The sequence below is a fragment of the Geodermatophilus sp. URMC 60 genome (assembly GCF_053502585.1).
Window position 1 is genome coordinate 4296618 of the sequence record NZ_CP199958.1, and the last position, 14043, is coordinate 4310660.

Consider the following 14043-nt stretch of genomic DNA (forward strand, 5'->3'; position numbering starts at 1 on the left):
GATCACACCGGTGTGGTTCGGGCACCGGTCAGCCGCCGAGCCGGGCCCCCAGCCAGGCGAGCAGGTCGCCGGTCACCTCGTCGCGGTTGGTCTCGTTGAAGACCTCGTGCCGGGCGTCGGGGTAGACGCGCAGCTCCACCGGCCGGCCGCGGTCGCGCAGCAGGTCGGCGAGCGCGGCCACCTGGGCGGCGTCGGTCCCGCCGACCGGGTCGCGCTGCCCGGCGAGCAGCAGGACCGGCAGCCCGGCGGGCAGGCCGGCCACGCCCTCGGGGCTCGCTGCCCGGGTCACCAGGGCGAACATGCCGGCGCCGTAGCGGTACGTGGGCGGGACGTCGTCGCCGCAGAGCGGGTCGGCGAGGTAGGCGTCGACCTCCGCCGGGTCGCGGGTGAGCCAGTCGTAGGGCGTGCGGGCGGGCTCGAAGGGTGCGTTGAAGGCGCCCAGGGCGTCCATGGGGTGGTCCCCCATCCCACCGGCGACGGCCGCCTCGAGCTGCGGGACCGCCTGCGCCAGGTGCGGGGCGACGCCGATCGGCCCGGACAGCACCAGGCCGGCCAGGTCCGCGCCGTCCCGCTCGGCGGAGGCGAGCGCAACCGCGGAGCCCAGCGAGTGGCCGAGCAGGAAGCGCGGGACGCCGGGATGGTCGGCGGTCAGGCGCTCCCCGAGGTCGCGGACGTCGTCGAGGACGGCGTCGCTGGTGGCGCCCTGGCCGAAGCCGCCGGGGCCGGTGGACCCGGCCGTGAGCCCGTGCCCGCGGTGGTCGAGGGCGGCGACGGCGAGCCCCTGCGCGGTGAGCGCCCGGGCCAGCCGCTCGTAGCGTCCGGCGTGCTCGGAGAGCCCGTGCACCAGCTGGACGGTGCCCCGTACCGCGCCGTCGGGCGTCCAGCGGCGCTCGGCCAGCCGGGCGCCGTCGGCGGCCTCGATCCACGTGACGGGGGCGGGGCTGGTCATGGGCAGACCTCCTCGGACGGCGTCGTCGCCGGTGAGCCTGCCCGCTCGTGGCCGCCTGCGCAGGGCGGGGTCCGACCGCCGCGGTCAGCCGACCGGACGCGACCGGTGCACCGCCCCTGCCCACGGCCCGTGGGCCGCGACGGCGGCACCGGCCCGCCGGGCGAGGCGGACGGCCCGCCCACCCAGTACGAGGGCCGACACCAGGCCCACCCCGCCGGCCACGAAGGCCACCGCGCCCGGCACCGCCTCGCCGGTCACGGCGAGCACCGCGACGGTCACCAGGGCGAGGAGGACGACCGTGGACCGCACGCCGCCACCGGGTGGGGACGTCGGCGAGCCGCAGTTCGACAGGTCCGGGTCACAGTCGGGCGTGAGCGCGGTCACCGGCGCCTCCTCGATCGGGATCCCGCCACGCCGGGATGGCCGCGTGACGTGCATCACACGGAGGGTAGGGCGTGGGTCGCCCTGCGTTCAAGCCCATGGCCGGATCGGGTGCCGCGCCGTTCACCCCGCCACGACGTCGTAGGTGTGCCCGGCGGCACGCAGCCGTTCCACCAGCACGGACCCGAGCGCGGTCGCCGGGGTGAGCGACCCGGCCCCGCCGGGCAGCCGGTCGCCGTCCACGGCCAGCCTGAGGGCGGTCTCCCCCATCATGACGGCGGTGGCGGCATAGCCGGGATCGCCCTGGCCGCCGGCGGTGGCGCGATACCGCCGGCCGTTCTCGGTGGTCGCGTCGACGACCATGCGGAACCAGCCCCGAGCCCGGGTCTGCTCGCCGGGGCCGGTGCCCGGTTCGGGGAGCACCCGGTCGAGCAGGGTCCGGGTCGGCGGCAGGCTCATCGCGGCGGCGAGGCCGGCCAGCCCGGCCGTGACCGCGGTGGCCGTCGCGGCGCCGGCGATCCCCCGCCCGCAGCCCATCACCTCGCCGTACCGCATCCCGCGGCCGTAGGCCCAGCCCTGCAGAGCGCTGCTGCGCCGGACGATGCGGGTGTTGAACGGCGCCATGACGAAGGGCGCCGTCCACCGGCCGTCGGGGGTGCGCGAGGGCGGACCGGCGTCGCGCGGCTGGCGGGTGTCGGGCTCGGCGTCGCGGTCGGGGCTGAGCGCGAACGGGTCGCCGGCCAGCCGCCGCGCCGCGGGGTCGCGGCCCATCTCCTCGAACTGGGCGCGGACGGAGTCGACGGTGCCGCCGCTGAAGCCGCCGCGCGCGGTGGCGACCAGCTGGACGTCGCGCAGACCGCCGGCGCCGTCGAGTCGTGCCCGCTCGGCGAGCAGGAGCGCGGAGAGGTCGGAGGGGATGGAGTCGTAGCCGCAGGCGTGCACGATCCGGGCGCCGGTGTCGCGGGCGACCGCGTCGGTGCGGTCGATCGCCCGGCGGACGAACAGCACCTCGCCGGTGAGGTCGGCGTAGTGCGTGCCGGCCCGGGCACAGGCCTCCACGACGGGCAGGCCGTAGCGGACGTACGGGCCGACGGTGGTGGCCAGCACCCGGGCCGAGGCCGCCATCGCGGCGAGCGAGGCGGCGTCGGTGGAGTCGGCCTCGACCAGCGGCCAGTCCCGGGCGGTGGCGGGCAGCTCGCCGCGCACCTGCTCGAGCCGGCTCCGTGACCGGCCGGCCAGCGCCACGCGGAGACCGGCCGGCGCGGCCCTGGCCAGGTAGGCGGCGAGCAGCCGGCCGACGAAGCCGGTGGCGCCGTAGACGACCACGTCGTGGGTGCGCGCGGGATCGGACACCCGGCCATCCTCGTCCGGGTGCCCGACCCCCGCTCAACGGGCCGCGGGCGCGCTCACCACTCACCGTCGGGCGGGGTGAACTGGGCGATCGTGAACTGCGCCCCCTGGGGGTCGCGCAGGAGGGCGTTCCTCGTCCACAGGTCGTCGGAGGAGGTCGTCACCGTCGCGCCGAGCCGCTCGGCGGTGGCGACCGTGTCGTCGCGGTCGGCCACGGTGAACGTGACGTGCCAGCGGGCCGGTTCCCCCGCCGCGACCACCACGAGGCCCCCGATGACGTCGGCGAACCCCGGCGGCGCCGACGCCTGCCGCTCGTGGATGCCCGGGTCCACGGTGGCCGCCAGGTGGTCGCCGTATCCCGGGACCTGGATCATCGTGCCGGCCCCCTGCTCCATGTCCACGGCGAGCCAGCCGAACAGCGGCCCGTAGAAGTCCATCGCGGCGTCGCGGTCGGGTGTGCGGAGGTCGCTGAAGTTCCAGGCGCCCGGTGTGTTGACCAGCTGCGCCCCGAGGCGGCGCCGGGCCTGCCAGAGCCGGAACTCCGCCCCGGCGGGGTCGGTGCACGTGGCCGCACGTCCGCCCGGCCCGGCGTCCTCGGGACCGGCGGGGACCGTGCCGCCGAGCCGGGCCACCGCGGCCGCGGTGGCGTCCGCGTCGTCGACCGCGACGTAGGTGTTCCACGCCGCGGTGCCCGACGTCGCGGGGCCGATCGCGGCGACGTCCTGCCCGTCGAGCGTGGCGATGAGATAGGTCCCCGGCGCGTCCGGCGGCACCGCGTCGGTGAGCGTCCAGCCGAAGAGCCCGGCGTAGAAGCGGGCCGCCTCGGCCGGATCCGGCTGCTCCGTGTCGATCCAGCACGTCACGCCGTGCGGGTAGGTCCGCTGCTCGGCCACCGCGCCACCTCCGTTCCCGTCCGCTGCCGACGCTAGCGACGGGGGGTGACGGGGACGAGGGCCCCGGCCGGGCCGGACGCCCGGCGTCCGGCCCGGCCGGGCTCAGCTGGCCTTCTTGCGCGCCCGCTTCTTCGGCGCCGCCGCGGCGGCCACCGCGTCCGGGTCGAGCAACGGCACCAGGTAGCGGCCGGTGTGGCTCTCCGGGACCGTGGCGAGGAACTCCGGCGGCCCCTCGGCGACGACGGTGCCGCCGCGGAACCCGCCCTCGGGGCCCATGTCGATCAGCCAGTCGGCGCTCTTGATGACGTCGAGGTTGTGCTCGATGACGACCACCGAGTTGCCCTTGTCGACCAGGCCCTGCAGCACGATCAGCAGCTTGCGGATGTCCTCGAAGTGCAGCCCGGTGGTGGGCTCGTCGAGCACGTAGATGCTGCGGCCGTTGGACCGCTTCTGCAGCTCGCTGGCCAGCTTCACCCGCTGCGCCTCGCCGCCGGAGAGGGTGGTCGCCGGCTGGCCGAGCCGGACGTAGCCCAGCCCCACCTCGGTGAGGGTGCGCAGGTACCGGGAGATCGCCGGGATGGCGGCGAAGAAGTCGGCCGCCTCCTCGATGGGCATGTCGAGGACCTCGGCGACCGTCTTCCCCTTGTAGTGCACCTCGAGGGTCTCGCGGTTGAACCGGGCGCCCTTGCACACCTCGCACGGCACGTAGACGTCCGGCAGGAAGTTCATCTCGATCTTCAGCGTGCCGTCGCCGGAGCAGGCCTCGCAGCGGCCGCCCTTGACGTTGAAGGAGAAGCGGCCGGGCTGGTAGCCGCGGATCTTGGCCTCCGACGTGCTGGCGAACAGCTTCCGCACGTGGTCCCAGACGCCGGTGTAGGTGGCCGGGTTGGACCGGGGGGTGCGGCCGATCGGCGACTGGTCGACGTGCACCACCTTGTCGAGCTGGTCGAGGCCGGTGATGGTGCGGTGCCGACCGGGCACCATCCGCGCGCGGTTGAGCTCGTTGGCCAGCACCGTGTAGAGGATGTCGTTGACCAGGCTCGACTTGCCCGACCCCGAGACGCCCGTGACGCCGACCAGGAGGCCCAGCGGGAACGTCACGTCGACGCCCTTGAGGTTGTGCTCGCGGGCACCCTTGACCACCAGTTCGCGGCCGGGCTGCGGCTGCCGCCGCACCGTCGGGACGGTGATCTCCTTGCGCCCCGACAGGTACTGCCCGGTGAGCGAGTCCTCGCTGGCGAGCAGGTCCTCGACGGTGCCGCTGACGACGACCTCACCGCCGTGCTCACCGGCGCCCGGCCCGATGTCGACCACCCAGTCGGCGGTCTTGATCGTGTCCTCGTCGTGCTCGACGACGATGAGCGTGTTGCCCATGTCCCGCAGCCGCACGAGGGTCTCGATCAGCCGGGTGTTGTCGCGCTGGTGCAGCCCGATGGAGGGCTCGTCGAGGACGTAGAGGACGCCGACCAGGCCGGAGCCGATCTGGGTGGCCAGCCGGATCCGCTGCGCCTCGCCGCCGGCCAGGGTCGCGGCCGGCCGGTCGAGCGAGAGGTAGTCGAGGCCCACGTCGACGAGGAAGGACAACCGGGCCTGGATCTCCCTGAGCACCCGGTCGGCGATCGCCCGCTCCCGCTCGCCGAGCTCCAGGCCGTCCAGCCACTCGGCGGCGTCGCCGATCGACAGGCTGGTGACCTCGGCGATCGAGCGGCCGTTGAGCTTGACGGCGAGGATCTCGGGCTTGAGCCGGGTGCCGTGGCAGACGGGACAGGGCACGTCGCGCATGTAGCCCTCGTACTTGTCCCGCATGTACTCGCTGTCGGTGTCCTCGTGCCGCCGCTCGAGGAAGGGCAGCACGCCCTCGAAGGCGGCGTAGTAGCTGCGCTCGCGGCCGTAGCGGTTCTTGTAGCGGACGTGCACCTGGTCCGGCGAGCCGTGCAGCACGGCCTTCTGCACCTTGGCCGGCAGCCGCTCCCACGGGTCGTCCATGGAGAAGCCGAGCTGCTGGGACAGGCCGGTGAGCAGCCGGGTGAAGTACTCGTTGCTCATCGAGGTGGCCCACGGGGCGATCGCGCCCTGCGCCAGGCTCTTCTCCGGGTCGGGCACGACGAGGTCGGGGTCGACCTCCTTGCGGGTGCCGATGCCGGTGCACTCGGGGCAGGCGCCGAACGGCGAGTTGAAGGAGAACGACCGCGGCTCGAGCGCCTCGAAGGACAGCCCGTCGTCCACGCAGGCGAGGTGCTCGGAGAAGGTGCGCTCGCGCTGGGTGTCGTCCTCGGGGAGGTCGACGAAGTCGAGGACGACGAGGCCGCCGGCCAGGCCGAGTGCGGTCTCCACCGAGTCGGTGAGCCTCCGCTTCGCGCTCTCCTTGACGGTGAGCCGGTCGACGATCACCTCGATCGTGTGCTTCTCCTGCTTCTTCAGCTTCGGCGGGTCGGTCAGCTGGTGGACGACGCCGTCGACGCGGACGCGGGAGAAACCCTGGGTCTGCAGCGAGCTGAACAGGTCGACGTACTCGCCCTTGCGGGCCCGGACGACGGGGGCGAGCACCTGGAAGCGGGTGCCCTCATCCATGGTCAGCACCTGGTCGACGATCTGCTGCGGGGTCTGCCGCGAGATCGGCTTGCCGCAGTTGGGGCAGTGCGGCTGTCCCGCGCGGGCGTAGAGCAGCCGGAGGTAGTCGTAGACCTCGGTGATCGTGCCGACCGTCGACCGCGGGTTGCGGTTGGTCGACTTCTGGTCGATCGAGACGGCCGGCGAGAGGCCCTCGATGAAGTCGACGTCGGGCTTGTCCATCTGCCCCAGGAACTGGCGCGCGTAGGCCGACAGCGACTCGACGTAACGGCGCTGGCCCTCAGCGAAGATCGTGTCGAAGGCCAGGCTGGACTTCCCCGATCCGGACAGCCCCGTGAAGACGATCAGGGCGTCGCGGGGCAGGTCGAGGTGGACGTCCTTGAGGTTGTGCTCACGGGCGCCGCGGACGACGAGACGGTCCAATGTGATCCCTGTCGGTCAGCCGGGCCGGCCGGTCGCGCCGGGCCCGCGGTGGAGATGTCGAGATGTCGATACGGACAACGCCGTCACTGCCCGGGTGCAATCCGTGACGATGGCGACGTTGCCGCTCGCCGGGGTGCTCAGACGGGAGCCGGGGACGGGGTTCCTGCGGGGTCGAAGACGGGCGCGTGACGACGCCAGGGCTGCCGACGCTCCAGCTCTCCGGCGGTCCAGAGTAGTCGCCTCTCGGCCCCCGGGGGGCCGACCAGCTGGACCGCCAGGGGGTGCCCCGTGGGGCGGGTGCCGGCGGGCAGCACGAGGGCCGGGAGGCCGGCCAGGTTCCAGGCGGCCGTCCACGGCGCCCACCGGGCGTTGGCCGTCACGTTGACCACGAACGAGCGCTCGTGCCAGGGCCGGGCCGGGAGCGGTGGACCGGTCGTGACCGGGGTGAGCAGCAGGTCGAGGACCCCGTCCTCCCCACCCCTCGCACGCTCGGAGCGGTGCCCTGGACGGGGCCGGGCGGGATCCTGCCGGGAGGCCGAGCCGTCCGCCCCGGCGAAGAAGGCGGTCATCCGCTCGCGGAACCGCTCGGCCGTGGCCGGGCGGACCAGACCGGCGGCCCGGACGGCGCGCCCCATGCGGGCGTGCGTGCGGCTGCGCGGCTGGAGGTCGGCCAGCGCGATGCCGAGGTGCGCGGCGTCGTCGGCGGCGCCGGCCATCCAGCGCGCGAGCGCGCCGGCCGCGGCACCCGCGGAGATCGGCGGGTCCCGGCGGACGACGGTGTGGCCGGCCGCGGTCAGGGCGGCGGCCACCGCGTCGACGGCCGCCCGGGCCGGGCCGTCGGCACGCGTGCCGGGCACCGGGGAGCGGGTGGAGACGGCGATGCGCAGCGGCCGGCCGGGCGCCTCCAGCGGGACCGGCTCCTCCCCCGCGAGCACCGCGTGCGCCACGGCGAGGTCGGCGACGGTGGTGGCCAGTGCCCCGTTGACGGCCATGCCGGACCAGTCGTCGGCGCCGATACCGCCGGGGACGACGCCCCGGCCGGGCTTGAGCGTGACCAGCCCGCACGCGGCGGCGGGCAGCCGCAGCGACCCCATCCCGTCGTTGCCGTGCGCGAGCGGGACCGCACCGGAGGCGACCGCCGCCGCGCTGCCGCCGGAGCTGCCGGCCGGCGAGCGGGCGGTGTCCCAGGGGTTGCGGGTGACCGTGCTCGGCCCGTCGGTGGCCGCGTAGAGGCACAGCTCGGGTACGCGGGTGATGCCGACGACGACCGCGCCCGCCCGCCGGAGCCGGGCGACCACCTCGGAGTCGCGGGGCTCCGGCTGCCGACCGGTGCGGGCGGCGGAGCCGTCGGTGCAGACCTCACCGGCGACGGCGACGTTGTCCTTGACCGCGACCGGCACCCCGGCGAGAGGCATCGCGAACCGGGTGAGGGCGGTGTCGACCGCGTGCGCCTCGGCCAGGGCGGCCTCGCGGCGGACCACGCGGAAGGCGCCGATGCGCGGCTCCACCTCGTCGAGGTGCGCGAGGTGCGCACGGACGACCTGGACCGCGGTCAGCTCTCCCGACCGGACGCGGGTGGCGAGCTCGGTGGCCGGGAGCCCGACGATCTGACCGGCCGGGAGACCTCCGCTAGCGTCCATGCCTGGACCGTAGCCGCGGCCACCGACAGTGCACGAACGGGAGGCTGGGATGAGCTCGGGGAGCTACACCGGGGACGTCGAGGTGGGCGGGCCGGCCGACGTCCGGGAGCTGCCGGGGCTGACGATCAGCAAGCTCGCGGTCAGCGAGATGGCCAACAACGCCTACCTGCTGCGCGCCCCGGGCACCGGCGAGGCGCTGCTCATCGACGCCGCGGCCGAGCCCGAGGCGCTGCGCGCGCTCATCGGGGACGCCGACGTGCGCGCCGTCGTCACCACGCACGGGCACTGGGACCACCACCGCGCGCTGCCCGAGGTGGTGGAGGCGACCGGCGCGGTCACGCTCGCGCACCCCGCCGACGCCGACGAGCTGCCCGTCCCCGTCCAGCGACCGGTGGTGCACGGCGACACGGTGCGAATCGGGGGGCAGACCCTCGAGGTCATCCACCTCCGCGGGCACACGCCGGGCAGCATCGCGCTGCTCTGGCGCGGCCCGGAGGGCGCCGGCACCCACCTGTTCACCGGCGACAGCCTCTTCCCCGGCGGCGTGGGCAAGACCTGGTCGCCCGAGGACTTCACCAGCCTGATCGACGACGTCGAGGAGCGGCTGTTCGGCACGCTGCCCGACGAGACCTGGGTCTACCCCGGGCACGGGAAGGACACGACGCTGGGCGCCGAGCGCCCGCACCTGGCGGAGTGGCGCGCCCGCGGCTGGTGAGGCCGCGGTCCCGGACGCCACGAGCGGACCGGTCCCCCAGCGGGCACCGGCGGAGCATCATCCGCGCATGGCAGAGCCACCTGCGGGCCCAGCTGCGACCCGGCCCCCGCACGAGACCGGCCCCGGCCACTGGGGCACTGACCTCCCCGGTGCCCGTCAGCTCGACCGTGCGGGCCACCACCCGAGGCTGCACCGGGCGAGGCACTCGAGGAGGCAGCGCCACCGGTACGCGCTGGTCCTCGCGGTCGGTCTGGCGCTCGCCGTCCTGGCCGTCGTCCTGTGGCAGGACGGCGACGCCGGCCCGGTGGGGACTCCTCCGGCCGCCGCGGCGCCGCAGGAGGCGGTCGGCACCGGGACCGCCCCACCCGCTCCCCCGACGCCGACCCCGGCCACTCCCGGCCTCGGTCCGGCCGTCCCCGTCGGGTCCGCGCCGAGCGACGTCGCGGTCAGCCCCGACGGGCGCACCGCCTACGTCGCCGACCCCGCCGGCCGTGCGGTGGTCGTCGTCGACACCGCCTCCACCGAGGTGGTCGGCACCGTCCCGATCGAGGAGGGACCCCCGCAGCAGGTGACGTTCACCCCGGACGGGCGACGCGCCTTCGTGTCGGTCCACGATGCCGCGGCCGGCGTGAACGCCGTCGTCGTCCTCGACGTCGGTTCCGGCACCGTCGTCGACACGGTCCCGACCGGCCGCGGTCCCCACGCGGCCGCCGTGAGCGCCGACGGGCGACGCGTCTACGTGCCGATGTCCCTCGGCGCCCACCTCGACGTCCTCGACGGGACGACCGGCGTCCAGGTGGGCCACCTGGACACGACGCCCAACCCGCGCGCCGCGGTGCTCGGCGCCGACGGTCGCCGGGCCTACGTCGCCGACCCCGTCGCCTCCGTCGTCTCCGTCCTCGACGTGGCGACCGGCGACGCAGTGGCCACGATCCCGGTCGGCACCGGCCCCGAGGCCGTCGCGGCGTCCCCGGACGGCACCCGGGTCGCGGTGGTCAACCGGGCCAGCGAGGACGTCTCGCTGATCGACCCCGCCACCCAGCGCGTCGTCGCCACGGTGCCGGGGGTCGGCGCGGACCCGCAGCACGTGGCGTACGCGCCGGACGGGCGGCACCTCTACACGGCCAACTCCGGTGACGGCACGGTGTCCGTCGTCGACACCGCGACCGGCACCGTGACCGCCCGAGTCCCCACCGGTCCGACACCCACCAGCGTCGCGGTGCTCCCCGACGGGAGCCGCGCCCTCGTCACCCACGGCGACGGCACGGTCCGGGTGGTGCTCTTCGCCTAACGGGGCGGCAGGTGTCCGAGTTGGGTCAGCAGCGAGACGTTGTCCCAGGTGACCCACAGCTCGGCGAGCCTGCCGTCCCGGACGCGGAAGAACCCCGCGAAGTCGAACCGCGCCCGCTTCCCCGAGGGCGGGAACGGACCCATGGGTCCCGTCTGCGTGCCCTCGTAGGTCGCCCAGAAGCCGGCCTCGTCCCCGTCCACGAGCACGCGCGTGAAGGTCTGGGTGTTGTCGGCGAAGGTCGCCGCGTCCTGCCGCAGGAAGTCCTTGAACTGCTCGCGGTCGGTGACGGTCAGCTGCGGGGTCGCCGGGGAGTGGCGGACGAAGTCCGGTGCGAGGACCTCGTCGAGGACATCGAGATGGCGGGTGTTCATCGCCTCCTCCAGCCGCCGGACCAGCTCCCTGACCGCCTCGGGACTGCTCGCCATCGTCGTGTCCTCTCGTCGTGGTCCGGTCGCCCGGTGGACGGCGCGGGCGGCTAGTCCTCGAAGAGCGCGACCAGCTCGTCGGGGGTGCCGGCCACGTGCAGGGGTACGACGGAGACGGTCCACCCGGGGCGGCGCTGGTCGATGCCGATGGCGAGATCCCAGGCGGCGCGGGCCGACAGGGGGCCGAAGCAGGCGTCGTCCCCGTCGTCGCTGAGGGCGATCTCGACCAGCCAGGTGTCGGAGAGGTCGGCCGCCAGCTCGGCGAACTCGGGGTCGGTGCCGTCCTCGGGTTCCGGGGAGTCGGCCTGGACGGGGTAGATCAGTGCCATGCCGCAGCCTCTCAGAGCTGGATGCCGCGGGTGAGGGCGCCGTCCACCACGAGGTTGGTCCCGGTGGTGAAGCTCGACACCGGGCTCGACAGGAAGACGACTGCGCGGGCCATCTCCTCCGCCGTCCCCATGCGACCGGTGGGGTTGAGCGCCAGCGAGTCCGCGAAGAGCTCCGGGTTCCCGTTCTCGATGCCCTGCCAGAAGCCGCCGGCGAAGTAGGTGTTGCCCGGGGAGACCACGTTGGCGCGCACCCCGCGGCCGGCCAGCTGGAACGCCAGCCCGGAGATGTAGCCGACGATCGCGGTCTTCATCGTGCCGTAGGGGCCGGCGGCGAAGTCGGCCTCGCGCCCGGAGACGCTAGAGATCGCCACGATCGAGCCACGGCCGCTGGCCTCCAGGTGCGGCAGGGCGGCCGTGGCCAGGCGCACGGTGCCCATCAGGTCGACCTCGAAGGAGGCGTACCAGTTCTCCTCCCCCGGCCCCGCGGCCAGCGCGCTGACGTTGGCGACGACGGCGTCCAGCCCCCCGAGCCGGCCGGCGGCGGCCTCGACCCAGCCGGTCAGCGCCGGCCCGTCCCGGACGTCGAGCTGCGCGCCGGTCGCCCGGCCGCCCCGCTCGGCGATCGCCTTCTCCGTCGCCTCGATCTCGGCGGCGTCGCGGGCGCAGAACTCCACGACGGCGCCCTCGTCGACGAAGGCCTCCACGATGGCGCGGCCGATGCCGCGGGTGCCGCCGGTGACGAGCACGCGGGAGCCGGTGAGCTGCAGGTCCATGGGGTCCTCCGAGGGGCGTCAGAGCAGGGCGGCCGCGCGGCGGCGGAGGTCGTCGTGCAGCCCGCCGTAGGCGGTGGCCCGCGGCAGCAGTGACTTCCGGGCCTTGACGACGGTGCTGTAGTTCGCGTCGACGACGTTGGCGATCGGCACCTCGCTGATCTGCGAGAGCAGCTGGTAGGCGTCCATCGGGTGCAGGCCGTAGAGCTCGCCGAACCAGCGCACCAGCTCGACCTGCCCGATCCGCCAGGCGTCCTCCAGCGGTCGGCTGGAGCCGACGGTCATCCAGTGCGTGTCGTCCTCGAGGCGCGGCCAGGCCGGCGCACCGCCCTTGATCAGCTCGACGACGAGCGTGGTGGTCATCGCGCCCTCGACCGCGGTGCCGCAGGCCTCGCCCTCGCCCTGGCGGTAGTGCCCGTCGCCGACGGAGAACAGCGCACCCTCGACGTTGACCCCGAGGAAGCAGGTGGTGCCCGGCCGCATCTGCGGGGTGTCCATGTTGCCGCCGAAGCGTTCGGGCACCAGCGAGCTGCGCACCTCGCCACCGGGCGGCGCGACGCCGACCGTGCCGAGCATCGGCTCGACCGGCAGGGCGATCGCCAGCTCGGTGTGCTGCGCGGCGAAGGTGACCGTGTTCGCGGCCCGGTCCAGCTCGTAGATCCAGGTGGTGTCCGGCAAGGGGTCCTGCAGCGTGGCGACCCGGTCGGTGCTGGTCAGCCCGCCGAAGAAGGGGATGGCGGCCGACGCGCCCCAGTCCCGCGCGGGCTCCATCGCCACGAAGTGCAGGGCCAGGGTGTCGCCCGGCTCGGCGCCCTCCACGAAGAAGGGCCCCGTCTGCGGGTTCACGAAGCGCAGGTCGACCTTCTCGCCGGACAGGTCCGAGGTCTTCTGCAGGACGCCGCAGAACGCGTCGTCGGACCACACCCGCAACGCCGTCCCCGGTCTGATCGGCATCAGCGGGGCGACGCCGCCGAACGTGAAGGCGTACTGCTCGAACGTGGGCGTGACCTCGACGACGTCCATGCCGCACCCTAGGGACGCGCGGCCGCGGCGGGCAACGTCGCGGTACCGCCCCGCAGCCGGACGCGGTCGGGCGTCAGCTCCGCGACCGACGGGACGCCGAGCAGCTGCAGCGTGCGGGTCACCTCCCGGGCCAGGATGTCGGCGGCGCGCTGCACCCCGCGCTCCCCTCCCGCCATCAGCCCGTAGAGGTAGGCCCGGCCCACCAGGCAGGCACGGGCGCCGCAGGCCACCGCCGCCACGACATCGGCCCCGTCGAGGATGCCGCCGTCGAGGTACACCTCGGCCCGGTCGCCCACCGCCGCGACGACCGCGGGCAGCTCCTCCAGCGGCGTGGGCGCGCGGTCGAGCTGGCGGCCGCCGTGGTTGGAGACGACGACGGCGTCCGCACCGGCGTCGACGACCGCGCGGGCGTCGTCCGCCGTCTGGACGCCCTTGACGACGAGGGCACCGCGCCACGCCTCGCGCAGCGCCCGGAGGTCGGCGAGCGTGGCGGCCGGCTCGAAGACGCGGTCGGCGAGCTCGGCGACCGTCCCGCCCCAGGAGCGCAGGGAGGCGAACTCCAGCGGCTCGGTGGTGAGCAGGTCGACCCACCAGCGCGGGTGGACGGCGGCGTCGGCCATCGTGCGCAGGGTCAGCGCCGGCGGGATGGTGAAGCCGTTGCGGACGTCGCGCAGCCGCGGCCCGGCGACCGGGGTGTCGACGGTGAGCACCAGCGCCTCGTAGCCGGCCGCCGCGGCCCGCTCGACCAGCGCGGTGCTGGCCGCGCGGTCGCGCCACAGGTAGAGCTGGAACCACCGGCGGGCGCCCGGGGCCGCCGCCGCGAGCGCCTCGATGGTCGTCGTCCCCATGGTGGAGAGCCCGTAGGGGACGCCGACCCGCTCGGCCACCCGGCCGACCGCGACCTCGCCCTCGGTGTGCATGAGCCGGGTGAAGCCGGTCGGCGCGAACACCAGCGGCAGGGACGACGGCCGGCCCAGCACCGTCGTGGACGGGTCGACCACGGAGACGTCGCGCAGCACGCTGGGGCGGAACTCCACGCGGGCGAAGGCCTCCCGCGCGCGCTGCAGGCTCACCTCCGCGCCGGCGGCACCGTCGGTGTAGTCGAAGACCGCGCGCGGCGCCCGGCGGCGGGCGACCTCGCGGAGGTCGGCGACCGACGCGGCCGCGGCCAGCCGGCGGTCGGTCGCGTCCCCGGTCAGGCGGCGGACGCGGACCAGCTCGCGCAGCTCGGACCAGCGGGGCACGCGGCGCTCGACCACGGCGGACCTCCTCGTGTCGGGTCG

General features: G+C 75.1%; 13 protein-coding genes. 2 read left to right on the forward strand and 11 right to left on the reverse strand.

Translation table 11 applies throughout. From position 1 onward, the window contains the following. Nucleotides 1-28: 28 nt before the first annotated feature. The 6 genes from ACWIX3_RS20255 to ACWIX3_RS20280 all read right to left on the reverse strand — a co-directional run bounded on the left by ACWIX3_RS20255 (nt 29) and on the right by ACWIX3_RS20280 (nt 8207). On the reverse strand, nt 29-949 hold the full coding sequence (locus ACWIX3_RS20255) for an alpha/beta fold hydrolase (protein ID WP_448609152.1): 921 nt from the start codon (nt 947-949) through the stop codon (nt 29-31). Nucleotides 950-1033: 84 nt separating this feature from the next. Beyond that, complete coding sequence (locus ACWIX3_RS20260) at nt 1034-1333, reverse strand: hypothetical protein (protein ID WP_448609153.1); 300 nt, start codon at nt 1331-1333, stop codon at nt 1034-1036. A 120-nt stretch (nt 1334-1453) separates the two neighbouring features. Then, nucleotides 1454-2683, reverse strand: coding sequence for a saccharopine dehydrogenase family protein (locus ACWIX3_RS20265; RefSeq protein ID WP_448609154.1), 1230 nt, complete (start codon nt 2681-2683; stop codon nt 1454-1456). Nucleotides 2684-2736: 53 nt separating this feature from the next. Beyond that, nucleotides 2737-3573 carry a VOC family protein gene (locus ACWIX3_RS20270; RefSeq protein ID WP_448609155.1) on the reverse strand — a complete coding sequence of 279 codons (837 nt, stop codon included), beginning with the start codon at nt 3571-3573 and terminating at the stop codon, nt 2737-2739. A gap of 102 nt (nt 3574-3675) precedes the next feature. Then, the gene (gene uvrA / locus ACWIX3_RS20275) at nt 3676-6567 is read right to left on the reverse strand and encodes an excinuclease ABC subunit UvrA (RefSeq protein WP_448609156.1); all 2892 of its coding nucleotides are present in this window, start codon (nt 6565-6567) and stop codon (nt 3676-3678) included. A gap of 137 nt (nt 6568-6704) precedes the next feature. Continuing rightward, on the reverse strand, nt 6705-8207 hold the full coding sequence (locus ACWIX3_RS20280) for an amidase (protein ID WP_448609157.1): 1503 nt from the start codon (nt 8205-8207) through the stop codon (nt 6705-6707). A 49-nt stretch (nt 8208-8256) separates the two neighbouring features. On the opposite strand from ACWIX3_RS20280, the gene ACWIX3_RS20285 reads away from it, so the two are divergent. Together ACWIX3_RS20285 and ACWIX3_RS20290 are read left to right on the forward strand one after the other, a co-directional pair. Beyond that, nucleotides 8257-8922 (forward strand): MBL fold metallo-hydrolase, encoded by a 666-nt coding sequence (locus tag ACWIX3_RS20285; RefSeq protein WP_448609158.1) that lies wholly within the window; start codon nt 8257-8259, stop codon nt 8920-8922. 67 nt (nt 8923-8989) lie between these two features. Then, nucleotides 8990-10213: a cytochrome D1 domain-containing protein gene (locus tag ACWIX3_RS20290; protein ID WP_448609159.1), complete on the forward strand. Its 1224-nt coding sequence runs from the start codon at nt 8990-8992 to the stop codon at nt 10211-10213. Here ACWIX3_RS20290 and ACWIX3_RS20295 read toward each other — a convergent pair. Genes ACWIX3_RS20295 through ACWIX3_RS20315 form a run of 5 tightly spaced genes read right to left on the reverse strand, consistent with a single transcriptional unit; the run spans nt 10210 to nt 14019 of the window. After that, nucleotides 10210-10638: an ester cyclase gene (locus tag ACWIX3_RS20295; RefSeq protein ID WP_448609160.1), complete on the reverse strand. Its 429-nt coding sequence runs from the start codon at nt 10636-10638 to the stop codon at nt 10210-10212. The genes ACWIX3_RS20290 and ACWIX3_RS20295 overlap by 4 nt on opposite strands. A gap of 50 nt (nt 10639-10688) precedes the next feature. Then, nucleotides 10689-10967: a hypothetical protein gene (locus ACWIX3_RS20300; protein WP_448609161.1), complete on the reverse strand. Its 279-nt coding sequence runs from the start codon at nt 10965-10967 to the stop codon at nt 10689-10691. A gap of 11 nt (nt 10968-10978) precedes the next feature. Further along, nucleotides 10979-11740 carry an SDR family NAD(P)-dependent oxidoreductase gene (locus ACWIX3_RS20305; RefSeq protein ID WP_448609162.1) on the reverse strand — a complete coding sequence of 254 codons (762 nt, stop codon included), beginning with the start codon at nt 11738-11740 and terminating at the stop codon, nt 10979-10981. Nucleotides 11741-11758: 18 nt separating this feature from the next. Further along, nucleotides 11759-12760, reverse strand: a complete 1002-nt coding sequence (locus ACWIX3_RS20310) for an acetamidase/formamidase family protein (RefSeq protein ID WP_448609163.1) — start codon at nt 12758-12760, stop codon at nt 11759-11761. An 8-nt stretch (nt 12761-12768) separates the two neighbouring features. Beyond that, a complete protein-coding gene (locus ACWIX3_RS20315; protein WP_448609164.1) occupies nt 12769-14019 on the reverse strand; it encodes an alpha-hydroxy acid oxidase in 1251 nt (416 codons plus the stop codon). Nucleotides 14020-14043: the final 24 nt, after the last annotated feature.

Bases quoted from the DNA above. Each gene is read 5' to 3' on its own strand.
- ACWIX3_RS20300 (WP_448609161.1), bottom strand. From the start codon at position 10,967: ATGGCACTGATCTACCCCGTCCAGGCCGACTCCCCGGAACCCGAGGAC.
- ACWIX3_RS20285 (WP_448609158.1), top strand. From the start codon at position 8,257: ATGAGCTCGGGGAGCTACACCGGGGACGTCGAGGTGGGCGGGCCGGCC.
- ACWIX3_RS20295 (WP_448609160.1), bottom strand. From the start codon at position 10,638: ATGGCGAGCAGTCCCGAGGCGGTCAGGGAGCTGGTCCGGCGGCTGGAG.
- ACWIX3_RS20280 (WP_448609157.1), bottom strand. From the start codon at position 8,207: ATGGACGCTAGCGGAGGTCTCCCGGCCGGTCAGATCGTCGGGCTCCCG.
- ACWIX3_RS20305 (WP_448609162.1), bottom strand. From the start codon at position 11,740: ATGGACCTGCAGCTCACCGGCTCCCGCGTGCTCGTCACCGGCGGCACC.
- ACWIX3_RS20255 (WP_448609152.1), bottom strand. From the start codon at position 949: ATGACCAGCCCCGCCCCCGTCACGTGGATCGAGGCCGCCGACGGCGCC.
- ACWIX3_RS20310 (WP_448609163.1), bottom strand. From the start codon at position 12,760: ATGGACGTCGTCGAGGTCACGCCCACGTTCGAGCAGTACGCCTTCACG.
- ACWIX3_RS20290 (WP_448609159.1), top strand. From the start codon at position 8,990: ATGGCAGAGCCACCTGCGGGCCCAGCTGCGACCCGGCCCCCGCACGAG.